Source organism: Aquicoccus sp. SU-CL01552 (genome assembly GCF_040365005.1).
Lineage (GTDB): Bacteria > Pseudomonadota > Alphaproteobacteria > Rhodobacterales > Rhodobacteraceae > Antarcticimicrobium.
Genome location: NZ_BAABWV010000002.1, coordinates 287,819 through 305,285, shown reverse-complemented (window position 1 = coordinate 305,285; position 17,467 = coordinate 287,819). Strand labels below are relative to the sequence as shown.

The 17,467-nt window shown below is 54.0% G+C and carries 12 protein-coding genes, 1 tRNA gene and 1 pseudogene; 9 read left to right on the top strand and 5 right to left on the bottom strand.

All coding sequences use genetic code 11. The features are described 5' to 3' along the window. The 7 genes and pseudogenes from ABWV23_RS04210 to ABWV23_RS04180 form a co-directional block, all read left to right on the top strand. A partial coding sequence (locus ABWV23_RS04210; RefSeq protein WP_353345240.1) for a tyrosine-type recombinase/integrase occupies nt 1–642 on the top strand: 642 nt, incomplete at its 5' end. Continuing rightward, entirely contained in the window at nt 642–1,109 is a 468-nt protein-coding gene (locus ABWV23_RS04205) for a hypothetical protein (RefSeq protein ID WP_353345238.1), read from the top strand. The genes ABWV23_RS04210 and ABWV23_RS04205, both read left to right, overlap by 1 nt. Nucleotides 1,110–1,205: 96 nt before the next feature. Continuing rightward, a complete protein-coding gene (locus tag ABWV23_RS04200) occupies nt 1,206–1,400 on the top strand; it encodes a helix-turn-helix transcriptional regulator (RefSeq protein WP_353345236.1) in 195 nt (64 codons plus the stop codon). 145 nt (nt 1,401–1,545) lie between these two features. Next, nucleotides 1,546–2,460 carry a hypothetical protein gene (locus ABWV23_RS04195; RefSeq protein WP_353345234.1) on the top strand — a complete coding sequence of 305 codons (915 nt, stop codon included), beginning with the start codon at nt 1,546–1,548 and terminating at the stop codon, nt 2,458–2,460. Further along, on the top strand, nt 2,457–5,471 hold the full coding sequence (locus ABWV23_RS04190; protein ID WP_353345232.1) for a hypothetical protein: 3,015 nt from the start codon (nt 2,457–2,459) through the stop codon (nt 5,469–5,471). Before ABWV23_RS04195 ends, ABWV23_RS04190 begins: the two co-directional genes overlap by 4 nt. A 740-nt stretch (nt 5,472–6,211) precedes the next feature. After that, a pseudogene (locus ABWV23_RS04185) lies at nt 6,212–7,133 on the top strand (integrase core domain-containing protein). 362 nt (nt 7,134–7,495) lie between these two features. Then, nucleotides 7,496–7,882, top strand: coding sequence for a terminase small subunit (locus ABWV23_RS04180; RefSeq protein ID WP_353345231.1), 387 nt, complete (start codon nt 7,496–7,498; stop codon nt 7,880–7,882). A gap of 724 nt (nt 7,883–8,606) precedes the next feature. On the opposite strand, the gene ABWV23_RS04175 is transcribed toward ABWV23_RS04180, so the two are convergent. Both ABWV23_RS04175 and ABWV23_RS04170 read right to left on the bottom strand, forming a co-directional pair. Continuing rightward, nucleotides 8,607–9,050 (bottom strand): thermonuclease family protein, encoded by a 444-nt coding sequence (locus tag ABWV23_RS04175; protein ID WP_353345229.1) that lies wholly within the window; start codon nt 9,048–9,050, stop codon nt 8,607–8,609. A gap of 253 nt (nt 9,051–9,303) precedes the next feature. Then, nucleotides 9,304–10,605 (bottom strand): SIR2 family NAD-dependent protein deacylase, encoded by a 1,302-nt coding sequence (locus ABWV23_RS04170; protein WP_353345227.1) that lies wholly within the window; start codon nt 10,603–10,605, stop codon nt 9,304–9,306. 678 nt (nt 10,606–11,283) lie between these two features. Between ABWV23_RS04170 and ABWV23_RS04165 the strand changes: the two genes are divergently transcribed. After that, on the top strand, nt 11,284–12,909 hold the full coding sequence (locus tag ABWV23_RS04165; RefSeq protein ID WP_353345225.1) for a GIY-YIG nuclease family protein: 1,626 nt from the start codon (nt 11,284–11,286) through the stop codon (nt 12,907–12,909). A gap of 565 nt (nt 12,910–13,474) precedes the next feature. Here the strand turns inward: ABWV23_RS04165 and ABWV23_RS04160 are convergent. The 3 genes from ABWV23_RS04160 to ABWV23_RS04150 all read right to left on the bottom strand — a co-directional run bounded on the left by ABWV23_RS04160 (nt 13,475) and on the right by ABWV23_RS04150 (nt 16,446). After that, entirely contained in the window at nt 13,475–14,554 is a 1,080-nt protein-coding gene (locus ABWV23_RS04160) for an MrcB family domain-containing protein (RefSeq protein ID WP_353345223.1), read from the bottom strand. A gap of 331 nt (nt 14,555–14,885) precedes the next feature. After that, nucleotides 14,886–15,767, bottom strand: a complete 882-nt coding sequence (locus tag ABWV23_RS04155) for an LEM-3-like GIY-YIG domain-containing protein (protein ID WP_353345221.1) — start codon at nt 15,765–15,767, stop codon at nt 14,886–14,888. Between the two features lie 603 nt (nt 15,768–16,370). Next, a tRNA-Thr gene (locus tag ABWV23_RS04150) sits at nt 16,371–16,446 on the bottom strand. Between the two features lie 141 nt (nt 16,447–16,587). On the opposite strand from ABWV23_RS04150, the gene ABWV23_RS04145 reads away from it, so the two are divergent. Beyond that, a complete protein-coding gene (locus ABWV23_RS04145; RefSeq protein WP_353345219.1) occupies nt 16,588–17,463 on the top strand; it encodes a hypothetical protein in 876 nt (291 codons plus the stop codon). Nucleotides 17,464–17,467: the final 4 nt, after the last annotated feature.

Sequence of the window (17,467 nt, the reverse complement as noted above, 5' to 3'; positions counted from 1 at the left end):
GACGTAGACCTTCAGGCCACCGACAAAGCCAAGGCACTTCTTGGAAAGAGTCGCCATGTTGCGAAGAATATGCCTTCAATGCCGTGGCAAGAGGTTCCCGCCTTCTATGGGAGTTTAGGTGAGGCGACCACAGAGCTTGCTTTACGCCTGCTAATCCTAACGGGTGTTCGCAGCGGACCATTGCGCACTATGCACAAAAACCAAATTGACGGTGACGTATGGACCATTCCTGCCGAGGACATGAAAGGCAACAAGGGGAAGACTCAAGCCTTCCGCGTTCCACTCAGCGCTACCGCTCAGCTTGTTGTTGCCAAAGCACTGGAAGGCAGCCGGGACGGATACCTATTCCCCAGCCCGCGCAAAGGCGTGATCAGTGACATGTCCATGACTCAATTCATGAAGCGCAAAGGTCTTGAAGCGCGTCCCCACGGATTTCGCACCAGCCTGCGAACGTGGCTGAACGGCACCGACGCCCCCTATGAGGTTAAGGAAATGGTTTTATCTCATAAATTTGGGAACTCCGCCGCTAAGGCGTATGACCGCGACGACTTCCTTGAAAAACGGGCCGTCTTGTTAGAGCAATGGGCTAACCATGTGACGGGTGGCACCGGACAGAAACTTCAATTCATAGAGGCAGGCTGATGGTCGCGTTTAGTTTCAGCTCAGCAGAAATGCTCGCCGCCGGGGTGAAGCCTTGGCGCGGCCCACCGCATGAGACACCACGGGACTACGCTCTCCACCTATGGCTGCAACTGACCAACCCAGACGAGGACATGGACTTCTGGACAGCTTGTGAGCTGGCAAAGGAAGACAAGGAGGTGTGGGAAGAGCTAATCAAAGCCGTTCAAGGGGCCGACACAAGCACTTGGTCGCATGAGGCGCTGGCAGCCCTGTGCGCTGCCGTAACGGCCAAGCCGCGCCGCCGGGGGAATGGCGCTACTGCACGACGCAACGCACGCCTGCTGGCCGTTGCACGTGGTTTGGCGCGACATTACCCGGAGCTGCCTCGCAAGCCCGAAACTGGTGGGATTGCCGACATTGTAGCAGGGCTTCCGGGGGCAGTTATGAGTGCTGCTTCCGTCTACAACAACGTGCTGACAGGGCAATAATAATCCACCCTGTTTGTATTGCCGCAAAACAAAGCCCAAAACCTTAAACCTGTACCTACCAACGCCTAAGCGGCACCAAGTAGGAGGCTTAAGAACATGAAATATCTTAGCATTCATCAAGTTTGCGAGAAGCTTGGCGGACGTTCCGCCAACTCCATCTACACCGATATTGGACGCGGGCAACTGCCCAAGCCAATCAAGCTCGGCAACCGCAACGTCTGGCCTGAAACGGCAATTGATGAAGCCATGGCAGACCTCGCCAAAGAGCAGGGCGTAGCGTTGTTCGCCTGACTTAGTGAACTTCGCTTAAGCGGTATACGCCCTACAGGGGCACCCCGATCAACCATTCATCGCTATAGCAACAAAGGCTTTGCGGCAGCGCCCCGCAATGCAGTTACGCTATCTGCCTTCAATTCAGGCCACAAAGGCACGCTCCATGGACGATAAGAACAACACCCTTCGCAGCATGAAAGCTGCGAATGCGCTCTGCATGTCAGCGCAAGAACTAGCGGATGCGGCCGAACGCGGCAAAACAATCGTGGCATCTGGCCTCGAGCTACTTGAGGTTCGGGAGATCATCTCAGATGCGCCGCCAACCGTTTCGGTAGACGCAAACGGAAAGCGGCACATTTTCGCCCTCCCTGTTGTCGAGCGCCACGTTGAGACAGTCATCGAAACGAAAGTGGATCACAGTAAGTTTGTGACAAAAGAGGGGGCTGGCGGCTTGCCTTGGGTTTGCCTACCAGCACCGGATGGTCAGGACATCCCGCTCGCACCAATCATGCCGGGCATCGACGGCCCCGCGACAGCCAAGCGACAAGCTATTGCAGCCGTGCGCGCAGTGTTGTCCACCAAAAAAACTGCCCTGCACGACACCGTTAGCATGCCCAGTGCACAAACCCCTCCGGCAGCACCAGAAAGGCCACCAGCGGCCAGCAGAGGGCCTGCCTGCACGGGTGCAGCAGCACCACCTCCACCACCGCCAGCCGCACCGGCACCTGTGGCTCCATCAACCCTTTGTCCCGCCAAAGTTGAGCTGCATAGAATGTACACCGTGACAGCGTCAGCGCTGTACGGGCCATCCGCAAGCAGCGCCCACCAGTACCATGCCTTCACCTTAAAGAACCCCACAGGGGGTGCCGTTCAGTTGAAATTCCTTCGTAACGCAAAGGACCATGATGCCGCGCGGCAGTGGGATCTTTTGTTGAGAAAATTCGTTCAAGGATGCGGGCTGGATGGAATTCGAAAGGATTCCGAAGGGTTGCACGGCAAAGTCATCAACTTGCACTGCGCACCAGGCACCTACGCGGGCCTTAGCTCCGTGAGCACTGCTTTGGGGGTTGAGCTATGAACCATCTTGGACAGATCTCCGGGCAGGCCGGGGACACCAACCGCCTGCCCGCTGCACTCACCGTGATTAACTATCACGGGCTGAACATGGGCAAGGTGTATTGGCACGAGCAAGGTACCACCAAAAGCCGCACCAGCGGCAACGGATACGTAGGTACCTTTCGGGTGGCTGAGTTCCGCACCATGGCGGAGCTTAGTATCCTGCTGGACAGCTTCGAGATTGGCGAAATTTATGTTCAAGGCGTCCCACGCTGGCCCGATGCGCGCATTGGTTACGTCTACACAAACGAAGTTCCTTCCTACGTCGACGAAACGCAAGACTGGGCGGTGCGGCGCACCAAGGAAGACTTCACAGACGCGCCCCTTGGTATTGCCACCATGGACAGCGACATGGACTGGGCACCGCGTGAACTAAGCGCGCCGTTAACCACGCCCAGCGATTTTTTTCATTTCTTGTTGCGCAGCATACCAGAACTGGAGGGCGTTGGCTTGCTGGTGCGGCCCTCGGGAAGTAACGGCATCACCAACCCGGACGGCACGCCCTTTAAGGACAGCCGGAACTACCACACCGCGTTCAAGTGCTACGGTGAGGAAAGATACGCTATCCTCGAACGGTTGTTCGGGCTGTTTGTATTGCGTGGGTGTGGTTGGTTTATGATTAGCGAAAGCGGTGGCCTTCTGGAACGTAGCCCGATTGACCGCTCCCTGCGCATCCAGAACCAGCCCGTGTTTGCGGCCCCGCCCCGCATTGAACACCCAGTCATTGACAACCGGCCTGCACCTGTGGCCGTCGAGGGACGGGTGCTTCGACTGGCCGACCTGCCAGAGGTGGCCCCGGAAGCCCTTGCCGCTGTGCTCGCGGAACTTAAATCCGACCCGGCTCTGCGGCGGCGCCAAGCGCAGATCAAATACGCCTACCAGAAGAAGCAGGCCCGCGCGGTTCTGGCAGCTATCGTGCGACCGACCCGGCAGCAGGCCCGCGAGGCTATCGCGCACCAACGCAAACAAACTGCAATGCGGGACAAGGCCGAATTGCATGGCGAGCCGCTGCCGTTAGAGTTTGAAATTCACACAATACGCCACGGCGTCCGGACGGTTGCAGACCTGCTGGACCAGCGCGAGTTCTTTGACGGCGCGCTTACCAAAGACCCCATGGAGCCGGACTACCGGGACGGCGCGCAAACCGGCAAGCTTTACCTGAACGGCCTAAACCCCATGCTGACCTCACTGGCGCATGGGCGGTTGATCAAGTATCGCCTGCAACAGCCTAAACCGAAATATGGCTTCAACCTCAGCACTATGACGATCTGCGGCAAGCCCTTAGTGCTGGGACACGACGCGGGTACTGCGCCACAGGAGAACGCCCCTGTAGAGCTCCCAGCGTCCGACGCCCGCCAGCGTCTTGCTGATGCCGTGGGCAAGTGGTTCCTACGCGGCGGAAAGGTAGGCATCCGCGCCACAATGGGCCTAGGTAAGACAACTTTGGTGGCTCGGCTGCTGGCGGAAAATCGGAATCGTTATTACCTGTTTCTATTCCCGACCGTGAAGAAGGCAAGGGAGGCGTTTGAGGCGTACCGCAAAGCGGGCGGAACAGAGGGCTATGTCTACCTGGGCAGGCGGCAAACACACCCTGAAAAGCCAAACGAGACGATGTGCACCGACTTGGGTCACGCTGACTGGAACCTAAACTTCGGCACAAAGGGCACGAGCTTGTGCGCCGGTTGCCCGCGTTTTCGCAAAGAGCAGTGCGGTTACGACGTCCAGCGTGAATGGCTTGGATCCTATCAACCCCGCGTGGTCTTCGCGGTTCACGAATTCGCGCACGTCCCTTTGCCGGGCTGGGAGCCGGACAGGGTGATAATTGACGAGATGCTGCGAAACGGAGGAGTAGACCTAAGCATAAGCACTCCGACCCTGAGTCTTGTGGGATTGCCGAACGAGCCAACCAAAGAGCAGGTCGAGGAACGCCTTCTTGCACACCAGCGCACAATCCCCGACTTTGACGAAGCCTCCCGACTGGCGCACCGGCATCATGCCCTTGTCTTGGAGGCCATGCGGGACCGGCCTGAGTGCATTGTTAGGATGAGCGGCAACGTAATAGCCGGGCAGAAACTGGAATACCTGTACAAGGAAAAGGACACACTGGTTCTAGACGGCACCATGCGACGCAAGCTGACTGAAATCTATTTGGGCCAGCTGGACGAGGTAGTTCATATTAATGCCAAGCGAAACGGCATGCTGACTCAGGTGATCGGGAAGCAGATGGGTATTCGGTCACTGCTTAGCTCTGGCGAACAAAAGGTGCGGGAAACCCTACTGCAATTGGCGGAGGGTTTCGAAGGTAAGATTTGCGAGAAGAAAGTGCGGGACAAGCTAGGAAAGGTGGACGACAAGTCATGGGGGCACTTTGGGGCACTGCGCGGCATGAACACCTTTGAAGCATTCAATACGCTTATCATCTTTGGATACCGGCAGCCGCCCGTTGCGGCGATGGTGGCAATTGCTTCTCTATTGCTGGGGGAGAAAGTTAAGGGCAAAGAAGTTGACGAGCAGCGCTACTTGAAGTTGCGCGACGGCGGCGGACAGCAGCACTGCACGACGACAAAGGTGCACACAAACGAGCTTGTAACAGAACTAATCCGGGCGCACCGAGAAGATGAATTGGCGCAGGCGGTGGACCGGCTGAGAATGGTTTGGCACGAAGGCGAACCTAAGCGCGTGGTGTTGGTGACACCGGTAGTGCTGGACCTTCTGATAGATGAAGTTGTTGAATGGTTCGATTTTAAAGCAGGTCGTGCCGAGCATCGTTTAGTTGCAGCAGTGCGGGCCGAAGGCGGCGAAATGTGTTTGAGTAAGCGGCAACTCGTGACTAAGTATCCTACGCTTTACGCCTCTCAATCCACCGCTGAACGTGACCTAAAGGCCGCACAAGTTGGCGAAATTTCGGGTATTTCAGTGATTGGCACCGGGCCGCGCGGGGTGAAAAAGATCAAACTATCGGAACTTGACTGAACCACCATAAGCGTCTGTTTTTTAACAAACAAATGACAAATGGGCCAGACAGGCCCACTGGCCCATTTGCCTAGTATACGTAAAGGGTTTTGGGCCAATCCCCAACGCCAACTTTGACACCGCAAAACCACCGAACAGATACCCTTCAGCGCACTCGCAACCCTCTACCACCACGGCTCAAGCCTAACATGATATGGTCTGGCCGAGGCGCTAGCGAAACGTGAAGCGCCTGGTTCAGAGGATCACCAGCGACTAGATAGTCCGACATCAGACACCATTCATCAGGGCTTGCAGATGTGTCACGGTCTCTTGCCGGCCAAGACCTGCGCAAAGCCGTATTTGCCCAATCCGCAGGCGGCAAAACACCATTGACCACCTAACGCAAATTTGCCCGCACAGGACCACCAATTGGCCGCCCGGCGGGCTTTGCCCACATATACCCGGTAGCCCACCCCTGCGCCCAGCACAGCGGCGCGCAGGCCCATTTGCGGGCCGTTGCCGCCGCCCCATTTGCAGGCGGGCACCAAAACCCGCTGCTTCACCTGCGATCAACCGCGTATCAATCATCACCGCCACCAATATGCGAGCAAGCGACCCCGACACTTTGTGGTTGCAACGACTCAACCTGGATAAGGGTGTTACACTAGCAGTTCCATCCCGGACGATCATATAGACCCTCGCCGGTCTGCATTGTTCATGGCAAGATCGATCCTGCGCGAGGTTCGGGACGGGGACAAGACATGCAGATCTCCCTTCACAAGCAGGCCACGACAACGCCGAAAATCCGGGCTGCGATCCAGGCGAGCGACGAACCGGCACGGGTGGTGGCGGAACGCTACGGGATCTCGGAGCAGACCGTTTGGAAATGGCGCAAGCGCGACAGCGTGTATGATCGCAGCCACACGGCGCGCCGGCTGCACACGACGCTGACGCCGGCGTAGGAGGCTGTGGCGGTTTCTTTGCGCAAGAACCTGTTGCTGCCGCTCGACGACCTGCTGGCCGTTGTCCGCGAGTTCCTGAACGTGTCTCGCGCTCGGGGCTGGATCGATGCCTTCGTCGGCATGGCGTGGTCAATCTGCGCAACATGAAGCCGACCGCGCCGAGGCCCGCCCACAAGCCGTTCAAGGCTTACGAGCCCGGTTACCTGCATGTCGACGTCAAATACCTGCCGCAGATGGCGGACGAGGACCGCCGCCGGTATCTGTTCGTTGCCACTGACCGCGCCACCCGCTGCGCAATCTTCGGGCGGGGCGCGTGGCCATAACCTCTCAGCGGCGCTTCTTTCCGACGTGCTACGGCAAGGAGTTCACTGACCGCTTCTTTTACCTGTGCCGTCTCGCCGCGACCGGCAATCATGATTTTGACCGCCTCTGCGCGGAGCTCGAAATCGAGCATCGCCTCGCCCCGCCGATGCGGCCACAGACCCACGGAATGGTGGAGCGTTTTAACGGCCGGATCGAGGACGTCCTGCAGAGCCACCGCTCCCGCAGCGGCGAGGACTTGGAACAGACCATCCTGCACTACGTCCGCCTCTACAACAGCCAGTTCCCGCAATCCGTGCTGAAAGGCCGAACGCCCATCGACGCGCTTAAGGACTGAAACCGCCAGAACCCCGCACTATTCAAGAAACGGCCATATAACCACAAGCGATGTGACAACTAGCGAGCAGGACTTTCCCGAATAAAGCAAATTTAGCGTAACAATCACAAGTCAAATCCATTATTTTACCCTACTTTCAATGAGATAAAAAAGAAGTATAGTGCTTAAAATGGGCACCAAAATTCCGACGCCCCCAACTCTTCGCCAAACATCGTGAGAAAGCATTGAAAACTACAGGGAAGTGGCATCCTGAAGTTCTTTGCCCGCGTTCGTGATCTGTCGCAGCGCAACCTACCGATACTGCACAAAAGAGCAAATTGACCGCAAAAAAGTGGCTGCGTCGGCAAGTAGTTTGCGCCCTATACCACTTGCAAAAACAAGCTTGGTACCGCACAGTATAGCCGCCCAAAACCTACAACAAACCAATGAAAAACGAAAATAGCCCCTCAGTAAATCCACCATGGAGACCCCGCAAGATCAAAGAGCCAAGTCAGCTTTTAGATCAATTCATTAAGTACGCAAAGCACGTAGAAAAATCCCCCCTTGTAGAGAAAAAAATTCTCAATACCTCAAGCGGACCTGTGATTGTAAAGCTACGGAGATGCCGCCCTATGACGATCACTAACTTTTGCCTTTTCCTCGGCATCTCATCACAGGCATGGCGGTACTGGCGAAAAAACCGAGAGGACTTAGCAGAAACGATGGAATACATTGAGAATGTAGTTTTTGCATACAAATTTGAGCGAGTTGCTGCCGGAATACTCAAGGCCAACATCATTAGCCGAGAACTGGGCTTACAGAAAAATACCTGATTCCAGAACCCCTCAGACCGCTGCGCCAATACGTTTAGGGAAGGATCAGAATGGCAAGCACTCTATCCCACCTAGCACCCCATCGCGAATCCATCTTAAAGAAGTGACCGAATGCCCCAATGTTTTATGAGTTTTATCCAGAGAACGTACGCTTTCCACTCTTCCTGGATACATCACTCCAGGAACATATGCGAAAAACATTTTAATCATCTACCTGCACCCCAATTCCTTCTTGTATTGCTTTACGCGACTAAGACTAGCTTGGGTACTTTGACCACAGAGCTTTTCACACGGCACCCCATCGCCATCTCCATCGGCTCTACTATATCCGCATTTACACCATTGATACACGGCTTCTTTGCAACTTTTAACTTTCCCACATGTGCGGCCACAGGAGTAACTTTGCGCAATTTGGTAATTACCTAAAAGAGTCGAGGGTGCGTCGCTTGCGGATGTGAGAATTGGTAGCAACACTCCTAAAACTAAAACAACCGAAAACTTTAACAAGATCCTCACCTCCATTCATACCATTTGAGTTATAACACGACACCCAAACCACTCAGCTATAGGTAGTAAGAATGTTACTGGATTCTAGTAACCGTTTACGGCCCTTGTGCTGCTCAGTCAACCTTAGAACCCTGAATCAGTTGGCGCGTTGCCGTGAGCAGGCAGTTGATGTTCTTTGTGCAAATGCCAGTTTAAGTTAGATCAGGCCTACAAAAACTCAGCAGTATTTTGACCGCTGTATCTTTGATCTGGCAGCCGCAGTTTCATATTTTCGATACCGGCCACCGGAATACCTAGGGCAATCCAAAGCATACCCCTGGCTCACGGCCACCGCTGCGATATCCTGTCCATCGAGGAAGCACACGCCAACCCAGCGGTCATAGGTTCGCTCTCCGTTCAGCTCGCACGTGATGACCTTACCGCTGACCAAGCGCCCCATAAACAGTGCAGCGGCTTTTCCCACCTGAGTGGAAACCTCCGGACCATCCAGCCCGTTAAGGCGTACAGGCGTACCCGCTACCACAATGGTGTCCACATCTCGAACTTTTGTTACGCGGCCTTCAAGCACCCGTTCCGCCGAACTTGCAGCGGCTGGAATCAAAAACGCGGCAATCAAAATTCCCGGAATGGCTTTCACAGAACTCCAACTAATATTTTTCATGTGCACTCACCTCAGCCAAGTCAAAAAATCCACAGCCATTTGCATCTCTAGACCGGATTCACTCAGCGCTAAATCAATGCTGGGCGCGGCGTCAAGGTAGATGCGGCTTCAATCTTGGCACGAGATTATCATATTCTGACCTAATGGAGTGCTGCGAATGAAGAAGGCTGGCGGGCGGCCGCTCACGGACCCAGGCACGAATTCCAGGAAATCAAAATAATTTACCCCTTACACGGAACACCTCAGCAAAACTTTACGACCTAGAAACAATCTCCACGGCATCTTGATCGCCTGATTTCTCCTTAATGTACTTAGCTACGAGAGACCGATTACCCGCCGTCAAACTGGACCAACGCCTATCCCAAACCTTATACGCGTGCCAAGAGTAGCCCAAAACCATCTCCTTACTCATTTTCTCCATAGAGAACTTCACGGCATCCAAGTAGATTTCTTCGAGGGAAGTACCCTTAACATCAATCAAGCTGCCGAGGTATGTCAGCCACGACGCAAGTTGCACGTACTGCGGCCAAGCGCCGGTTTTTCTTGTCAACTCCTTCTTCTTGGAGATGATGTCCGCAAGGGTATCAACGACTGCATCTTCTTCGAGGCTGACCCCAATCGCACCAATTGCAGAAACGATTTGATAAAAAGAACTCTCCGCTTGCAAATATTTTTCTTTAAAACTACACTCTTCAAAGAGCACCCTATTTATGTTCCTGACAGACTTATCTAAGCAATCTTCCGCTTCGTCTATCCTTTCATTTATCTTGGTAAAAAAGTCTTCAACCCCCATCTCCTGTATTACTCGAATACCATAACAGTTGGAGTAGTAATCAATAATTCTCTGATCCACGGCACTTCTTGAAATCAAGAAAATGCTGTTGCTAACACCATGGGATCGAACGAAGCTATGATAGTCGCTGAGAATTGCCTTCAAATTTGTATCTCCGAGAGAATACCCAAGGATAACGACTGTATTTTCGTGAAGAACGGTACTGAGCTTTCTGGAGAAATAGGAGTCAAAGTTCATGAACGAAAAATAGTCATCCGCGGTCACCACCATGCGGCGCGGTACGTCTATTGAACCGTGAACATGAAATGTTTTGACGCGGCTATTTGATCTGGGGATTGGGCGGCCCGGCGATAGGGATTGACACTCAGTCTCCGCCAAGTTCTCAGCCAACTTATCATAGTTGGTCGTCACAACCCTGAATGAGCGCTCCTTAAAAAATTTTTCTGTCTCAGGGAGGGAGCCGGCCAGATCGATAGATCTTATTAAATTGGCAATCTCGTCGTGGATTGATCTTCCAGTCTTGGAAAGCTCTATATCAATGACCTGGGCCGCTTCGTCAAGCTGCAAGGAAGGCTTTCCGTCGCCGGGGAAAAGGGCTTCTTTGAAGCCTTCGTGATCTACATTATTATCACAAATCTCCTCAAGCAACTCTTGCCATCCAGGCGCACCATTTTCACTGAGTGCCTTTGAGAAACCTGTTCCTGTAAATAGGCAAAGACGCTTGGCAGCTGCGGCGTACGCAATTTCAAAATATTCGCTCAATTCAATGCTCTTCCACCACTAAACTTGTAGCATAATTTTTTCCAGCCTAGAAAAGATTCGCTATAGCCGGCCTGATTCCGATCGCAGTGACGAAAGCGAAGCGCCACCCGCTTTATACCTTTACAACTAACACAAACTTCAACGTGAGTTAAGGCCCAAGGTGGAGCGCGTCTAGTGTTGCTGTGGCGTCTCAGATCTTACACGTGCATTTGGGGAAGCCAAGGTTGGTTTTGCGCGCTGAACTTCTGCACCCGGGTTGCTTCCGGATTGGGACAACAATTTAGTAAGGTCCGCTTCCTGCGCAACGCCGACGCTCATGCTGGGTGCGGCCAAGGACAGGAGACAGTCACTAACTTGGCGGCGGGGGGGGGACCCCGCCCGCGCCAGGCCCTCCGTACAGCACGAGAGTAAACTTTCGCTGTACCAAGCATGAACGCCCACGATGCGCAGGAAGAGAAGTTGGCAAAGTTGTGAAGACTTCCCAACAGCAGCCTTTTGTGTAGACTACGGCGAAAGCCGAGTGATAGGCCAATGTGCCGGATGCTACAGTACCCACGTAGGTCCGCTTTGGCGGATTTGCACTACGCGTTTCAAAATACAAACATACATACCGGAAGCTCTGTTCCAACTTATTTTTGACACGTTCAAATACTTCTCAGCTAGCATCAGGAACCGACCGTGCAAAAACCTAAGCGCAAACTCACCCGCAGTGAAAAGATTATGTTGTTTTCTGCTGCAACTAGTATGCCCATAAAACCTGCTGGCAAAACCCCGCCACCTGAACAGAAGCATGAAATGGGCCATTGGGCCGAGAGGGCTAACTACCTGAACCGCGCTCAAGCAGTGAATGGTCCTGGGTTCTATCTTGATCGTAAGGTTCGAGAGTTCGTTTTAGAGTATAACAACCGCGTATTCTCTGGCTACGGTTCTCAGCAGCCTGTCTCTTTCCAGGTGCTGCGGGAGTTTGTTGAACCGGATGATGCCGCGCTGGTCCTGAAGATTCTGCCAGAGAAGCACTATTCACTGGACCCCAACTATGTCCTCGATTGCCTCACAGACCCCTCGATTAAGCGCCGTCCATCCGACCTTTATCAGTTAGACGAAGCTGTGAATTATATGGTGTCGATGCCTGGCGGTTATGATGACCTTCAGCTTTCCGGGTTAAAGGATTTCGGTTTGTTCGGGTGGGCATTCGTCAGACATGGGGATGAAGTTTCGGTTTTTGCGTTGGGCGCAAGACCCAGCCCCAAGAGGGACGTGGAAGCAATCCCTGTCGAACAAACAAATATTGATCCGCGCAAACCATTTCTCCGCGATAGTATAGGTGCAACAATTGATCCCAATTTGGACGAATTCTTTGATCGACCAGAACTGTATCCATTGATGCTGATGTCGAAAATTGATCTCAGAAGAGGTAACACCGTTGTCCGATACGTTCTGATCGAGAAAAGGCAATCTTTCGATGTCGTCACAGACAGCCGGGAAATGTACACAGACATGGTAAAGAATAATGGCCAACTCCATCTGGATCAGATCAGTGAACTCTTTGACCGATCCTGGGATGCTCTTGCCGAATACGCTCCTGCCTTTTCATTGATGAATGAATTACCACACACAATAATTGGCATCGAAGACGTGGATGATTTCCGCATCGTTAGGACGCCTACAGACATTCGCCTCGACAAGAGCTCGACCCAAGTTCGCAGGATGAAAAAAGTACTTCATCCAAGTGAGGCCCCCAACTTCGTCGACGTAGGTACGCTGATCCTTCCTAACCGACCAGCTACCGTAGCTGAGGTCGATACCGAGGCGTTCCGCATTGAACAGCATGGCTATTGGAAACAGCTTCGATCAGATCAAAGCGGCGAGGGAAAAAATGGGGATACGGTGATCGGGAAGACATGGGTCACGGTCACTGAGACTTGGCAAGAAGCCTTTGGCAGTTCACCTCCGGAGAACTCAAAGACGGTAACCGTAAAGACGGGTACGGATGCAGAGCAGACAGGCGAACTGTACGTGATGAGGAGCGCCCAGCACCCGAAAGATGTGTACAAGATTGGATACACGACAAAGACCGCCGATGAGAGGGCCAGACAATTAGAGTCTACCTCCGGTCAACCAGATCAATTCGCGGTCGTAAATTCGTGGAAGGTAAAGCAGCCGCGCAGAGTCGAGGGCATCGTGCACGATTACTTGGCGCGGTATCGCACCAACCCGCGCCGTGAGTTTTTCAAGGTAAAGTATGCAAAGATACAATCGGCCATCGAAGAAATAATCGCAGACCTCGATGCAGCGACTGAATAACGTACCCGACCTGAAAATTACCTCGCTACAGTAGGGGGCATACAGTGGGTATAAACTGAAACTTGCTCGGCTTAGTGGACACCCCATTGATTGTAAATGAAAGGCGTTCAAATACTAACAACAAGGCCCCTTCAGCCTTCAGCTTTTCGTAAATAGTCTACCATCTGTATAGGGCGGGATGAAGCGCCGAGGAGTTCGCACGGAAGCTTGCCTCCCAGATAGCGACGATTGACCACTTCCTGAAAATATGTGGACTTTCGTGAACCGTTAACAAACGGTCAGCTTTCGCAGCTTCTTGTCAAGAGCTGTTGGTCCGCTTCAAGCTGCCTGCGGCCCGTCGCTGCGGTCGCCGCCGATGTTCGATTCGGGACGTTTGTGTACTTCGATGCGTTCGCCGGAAACCGGGCATTCGGCGTCTTTTCAACCAATTGGCCGTTCCATCGCGAAGCGAACCTTTGGATCGGGGCAACAAGATACCGCGATGGTACAGCATCAGCGAAAAGCACCTGTTTTGCTTTATCCTGATGTACCTAGTCAGTGTGTAAGTTGAGTTTAGCCCCCCCGCTCAGCGTGATACGCGGAATGCTGTTGGCTCCAAGAGCCATTCGTCGATATCCCAGCCGATGAGCGTTTCAAGAGTTCCGCCAGAAGCGCTTGGCTGTTCTGCGTCTTTCTTGAGACGAATGCCTGTGACTATTATCAACCCTGTTCTGCCTTTCTCTCGCCGATGAAGCGCTACTTCACCATGGGTCATGGCGATAGCGTTTGCTGTGTCGCTGGTGGTACCCTTTACCTCAACATAAAGTAATTCGTCGTCTTTCTTCGCCTCGAAATCATATGGCTCGGTCGCCGCAGTATTGCGTAGCATGTAACCTTGGGAGCACAACCACTCTTCGGCGACGTCCATTGCACGCAGCTCGACGGCTGTACGCTCTTTGGCGTTGAGGCCAAAACCCTGTCCACTGCGAGCCTTTGCGGCTGGACGTGTAATGTCTATGATTTCTAGTTCAGCTTGGTCAGCCGGAGAAAGCTCGCGACCCTGACGCTGCGCAGCATAAATGGCGCCCAACATTTCAGCAGCCTCGACGAGATGCTGCTCCATGACGCCGTCCTCGATATCATCATACGAAACCTTCTTTACAAGGGCACTTGCGCGCTCGAAAGATTTTGGAAGCTTCGCCCTCGCCCCGAAATCATTCGGGTCGGTAAAGGGTTCTAAATCTCCACGGTCTTCAAGAACGATATTTCTCGCCCATTCGCAGCGATTATCAAGCTCCTCTAGTGGGAGAACAATCGAATAACCGTTGTGAAATTTGGATGAACTGCATCCAACCACGATATTTACGCCCGAACCATCGGTTGAAAAGTGAAGGACTACATAGAATCCAACTGTAGGGCGCGGTGACATTTGTTTACAGCAAAGCCTTGTCCAGGCGAGCTCAGTCTTCCGCCCGATCCCATCTGATCCTTCGACAAGGATATCATGCCCAAAGTCACCGAGCGCTGCTGACAAGGGGACATGAAGGGCCCTAATTTCTTCTACAAGAGCCTGACGAACTAAGCGACCACGCTCCTGCATTTCAGGGGTGTTATCTGACGAGTAGTAGGGCTGTAGCTCGCAAATTCGACGCAGCGTTTCGCGCATATTGGTTCTGCCTCATAACTTCTCAGCCTAAACTACATCAGAACATGTGTAGCCAAAAGAACCCCCTTCAAAGTTTCTGTCCCGCAGAATTTGAAAGTTAACAACAATGTCCGGTATGGGCCGTCACGTCTGGTCGGATAGCGGCATTCTCTGCGCCAGACATCACTGATCGGAACGCGCAGGAAGCGGTGTTTGCAAAGTCATGGCAAGTCTCTGACAGCGGACATTCATGCCTCGTGCGCGAGCGGAAGGACCGAGCTCACACCGGCCCGTCAGGCAAGACCAAGAATCTGCCGACGAAGCCGCAGGTTATCAGCCCTTCAGTGAGAACTCATCTTGTGTTGGTCGGAAGGAAAATTGTGCGGTGGCGGCTGCCTCGAAGCACTGTTACCAGCGAGGCACTCTCAATACGTACGACCAAGAAACCACCATGTTGCCAATACCCCAGTTGATTAGTGATCGCCGAGATATTCTTAAAGGTCAATGAATCACGGCTATGTTTCCCATCGGTGGAGTGGTTCGGGATTATCTCCCATCGTTTGTCCGATTTATGCTTCCAGTCCGCGATACTCACCGCTGCTCTAGTGATGCCATTTATGCACCCGATGGCCATGGCGCCCGCCAGAGACCTATAATGCTGCGTAACATTCCAATACTGGCAAGTTGCTTCCTCATAGAGTTTAGGGCAGTCGTCAGGAAACTTATTGCGCCGATGAGCAACACCTTTTGCAATATTGAAGATGAAGATAGGGCGATTCAGAACATCATTCGGCAAATCTGAAAGGTTAAGCTTCGGTGCGCACCAAGCGCGCAACTCGGCCCGTGATTTCATCCCACTTTCGGCTGAGCCATGTCCGGATTTCTTATTCGTCAAAGGAATTTTCATCTCGCGCAGCATGTCGATAAGTGCGCTTTCGATCACAAGCGCCTCCTCTTCGCTGGACAACCCCGACCGCACGATCTTCCATGGGACATCGCCATCGGTCTTCCATATGTCTCGAATTTTTGAGATTTTCTCCTTTTCGGTACCTCTATCGCCTCTGGCCTCGTCGAAATGGTCAAAAATTCGACGATTTCCAGCGCCCCGCCGTCCGCCACCCTTTCCCACATAGAACGGTTGACCTGTAGCGGGATCAAAAAGCGCATAGACATAGTGGCGCAGTTGGTTAGCTACGAGATCATCAAATAGCTGCGCATCTTCTTGGTTCTTCAAAGCGCCCTCGTGTAGATAGTATGTTTCGGGCGGCAACGCTGACAAAGCGCGCCGACTAATCACATATTTCTACCGAATAGAGTTCTGCGGGGAAAGGTACCGTCTCTGTGGACTGCCGCCTACACCTTTATCGTTGACGGATTGGCCGAAAAAGCCTGCTCTTAGTCCCGCATATCCGCGACTTGACCGACCCTGTGCGAAGTTCTGCTCTGACCAACCCCGCCGTTTCGCACCATGTACGCTTCGGCATGAGAGCCGCCCTCCGCTGCGTAGAACATGAACGGCGGCTCTGGGCCGGATGTGACGGTCGCCCCAGTGAGGCGTTCGCGACTTCGCAAAGCCCCCTCCCTGCGCAAAGCCGACCCTAGAGACCGATGCAGCCGGAGTCCGGTTCCACCCAAAGTGTAAGGTGGTACCGCTTTAGGCTGTCAGCCACTTTCACTAGCGAGCGGGACAGCGCACTAACCGGTCGAGAACCCCCACCAAATCGACCATCTGCAAGCCAAACGCAACGGCCCGCTTACCGATTACGGGTAAATAGCGTACCCAGCTCAATCGAAAAATTCCTAAAGCCCTGTTTTTAAGTGATTTTTATAGATTTTATGGTGCCCCCACACGGACTCGAACCGCGGACCTACTGATTACAAATCAGTTGCTCTACCAGCTGAGCTATAGGGGCATTTCGCCCCGATTACCGACAATCTGCCAGCGTATCAAGCGGCAATCTCCGGAGGGCCGCCGATGCGAAGGCATTTGACTGGACCCGGGCAAGGCGGTAACCCGATAACATGTTCCAAAACTGTCAGGGTGCGTGCCAGGGATGAAGATCATTTTCCATGCCGGGGCGCATTGCACGGACGACGACCGTATCCTCAAATGCCTGTTGCGCAACAAGGAGGAGCTGTCGCAGCGCTGGATCGCCGTGCCCGGACCGGGAAAATACCGCCCGCTGCTCAAGGAGGCCTTCCAGGGGCTGGAGGCAGGGCCGGCGGCGCCGGGGGCCCGCGACGTGCTGGTCGACGCGATCCTCGACGAAGAGGTCGCCAACCGTGTGGTGCTGTCGAACTCACATTTCTTCGGCTCGCAACGCTATGCGCTGGATCACGGCATGCTTTATCCGCACGCCCCCGACCGCGTCGACAAGATGTGCGAACTGTTCGAAGGCGACCGGATCGAACTTTACATGGCGATCCGGGATCCGGCGACCTTTGTGCCGGCGGCGCTGCGAAAGGCCCCCGCGCAACGGATCGCCGAGACCCTTGGCGGGATCGACCCGCGCGCGTTGCGATGGTCCGACCTGTTCCGGCGCATCCGCGAGGTGGCGCCGGAGGTCAAGATCACGGTCTGGTGCAACGAGGATCTGCCTCTGATCTGGGGCGAGGTGGTGCGCCGGCTGGCCGGGCTGCCGCTTGATGAACGGATTGCCGGCGGCTTTGACCTCTTGTCCGAGATCATGAACAAGGAAGGCATGCAGCGGTTCCGCGCCTACCTGCACCAGAACCCGGTCCTGACCGAGGACCAGCGGCGCAGGGTGATCAGCGCCTTTCTGGACAAGTACGCCATCGAGGACGAGATCGTCGAAGAGCTTGACCTGCCCGGCTGGGACGAGGCGCTGGTCGAGGAGATGTCGGAGATCTACGACGCCGATCTCGACGTGATCGCCGACATTCCCGGCGTCCGGATGATCCTGCCCTGAGGGC

Coding starts and splice junctions, on each gene's coding strand:
- ABWV23_RS04205 (WP_353345238.1), top strand. CDS start 642: ATGGTCGCGTTTAGTTTCAGCTCAGCAGAAATGCTCGCCGCCGGGGTG.
- ABWV23_RS04200 (WP_353345236.1), top strand. CDS start 1,206: ATGAAATATCTTAGCATTCATCAAGTTTGCGAGAAGCTTGGCGGACGT.
- ABWV23_RS04195 (WP_353345234.1), top strand. CDS start 1,546: ATGGACGATAAGAACAACACCCTTCGCAGCATGAAAGCTGCGAATGCG.
- ABWV23_RS04190 (WP_353345232.1), top strand. CDS start 2,457: ATGAACCATCTTGGACAGATCTCCGGGCAGGCCGGGGACACCAACCGC.
- ABWV23_RS04180 (WP_353345231.1), top strand. CDS start 7,496: ATGAAAAACGAAAATAGCCCCTCAGTAAATCCACCATGGAGACCCCGC.
- ABWV23_RS04175 (WP_353345229.1), bottom strand. CDS start 9,050: ATGAAAAATATTAGTTGGAGTTCTGTGAAAGCCATTCCGGGAATTTTG.
- ABWV23_RS04160 (WP_353345223.1), bottom strand. CDS start 14,554: ATGCGCGAAACGCTGCGTCGAATTTGCGAGCTACAGCCCTACTACTCG.
- ABWV23_RS04145 (WP_353345219.1), top strand. CDS start 16,588: ATGAAGATCATTTTCCATGCCGGGGCGCATTGCACGGACGACGACCGT.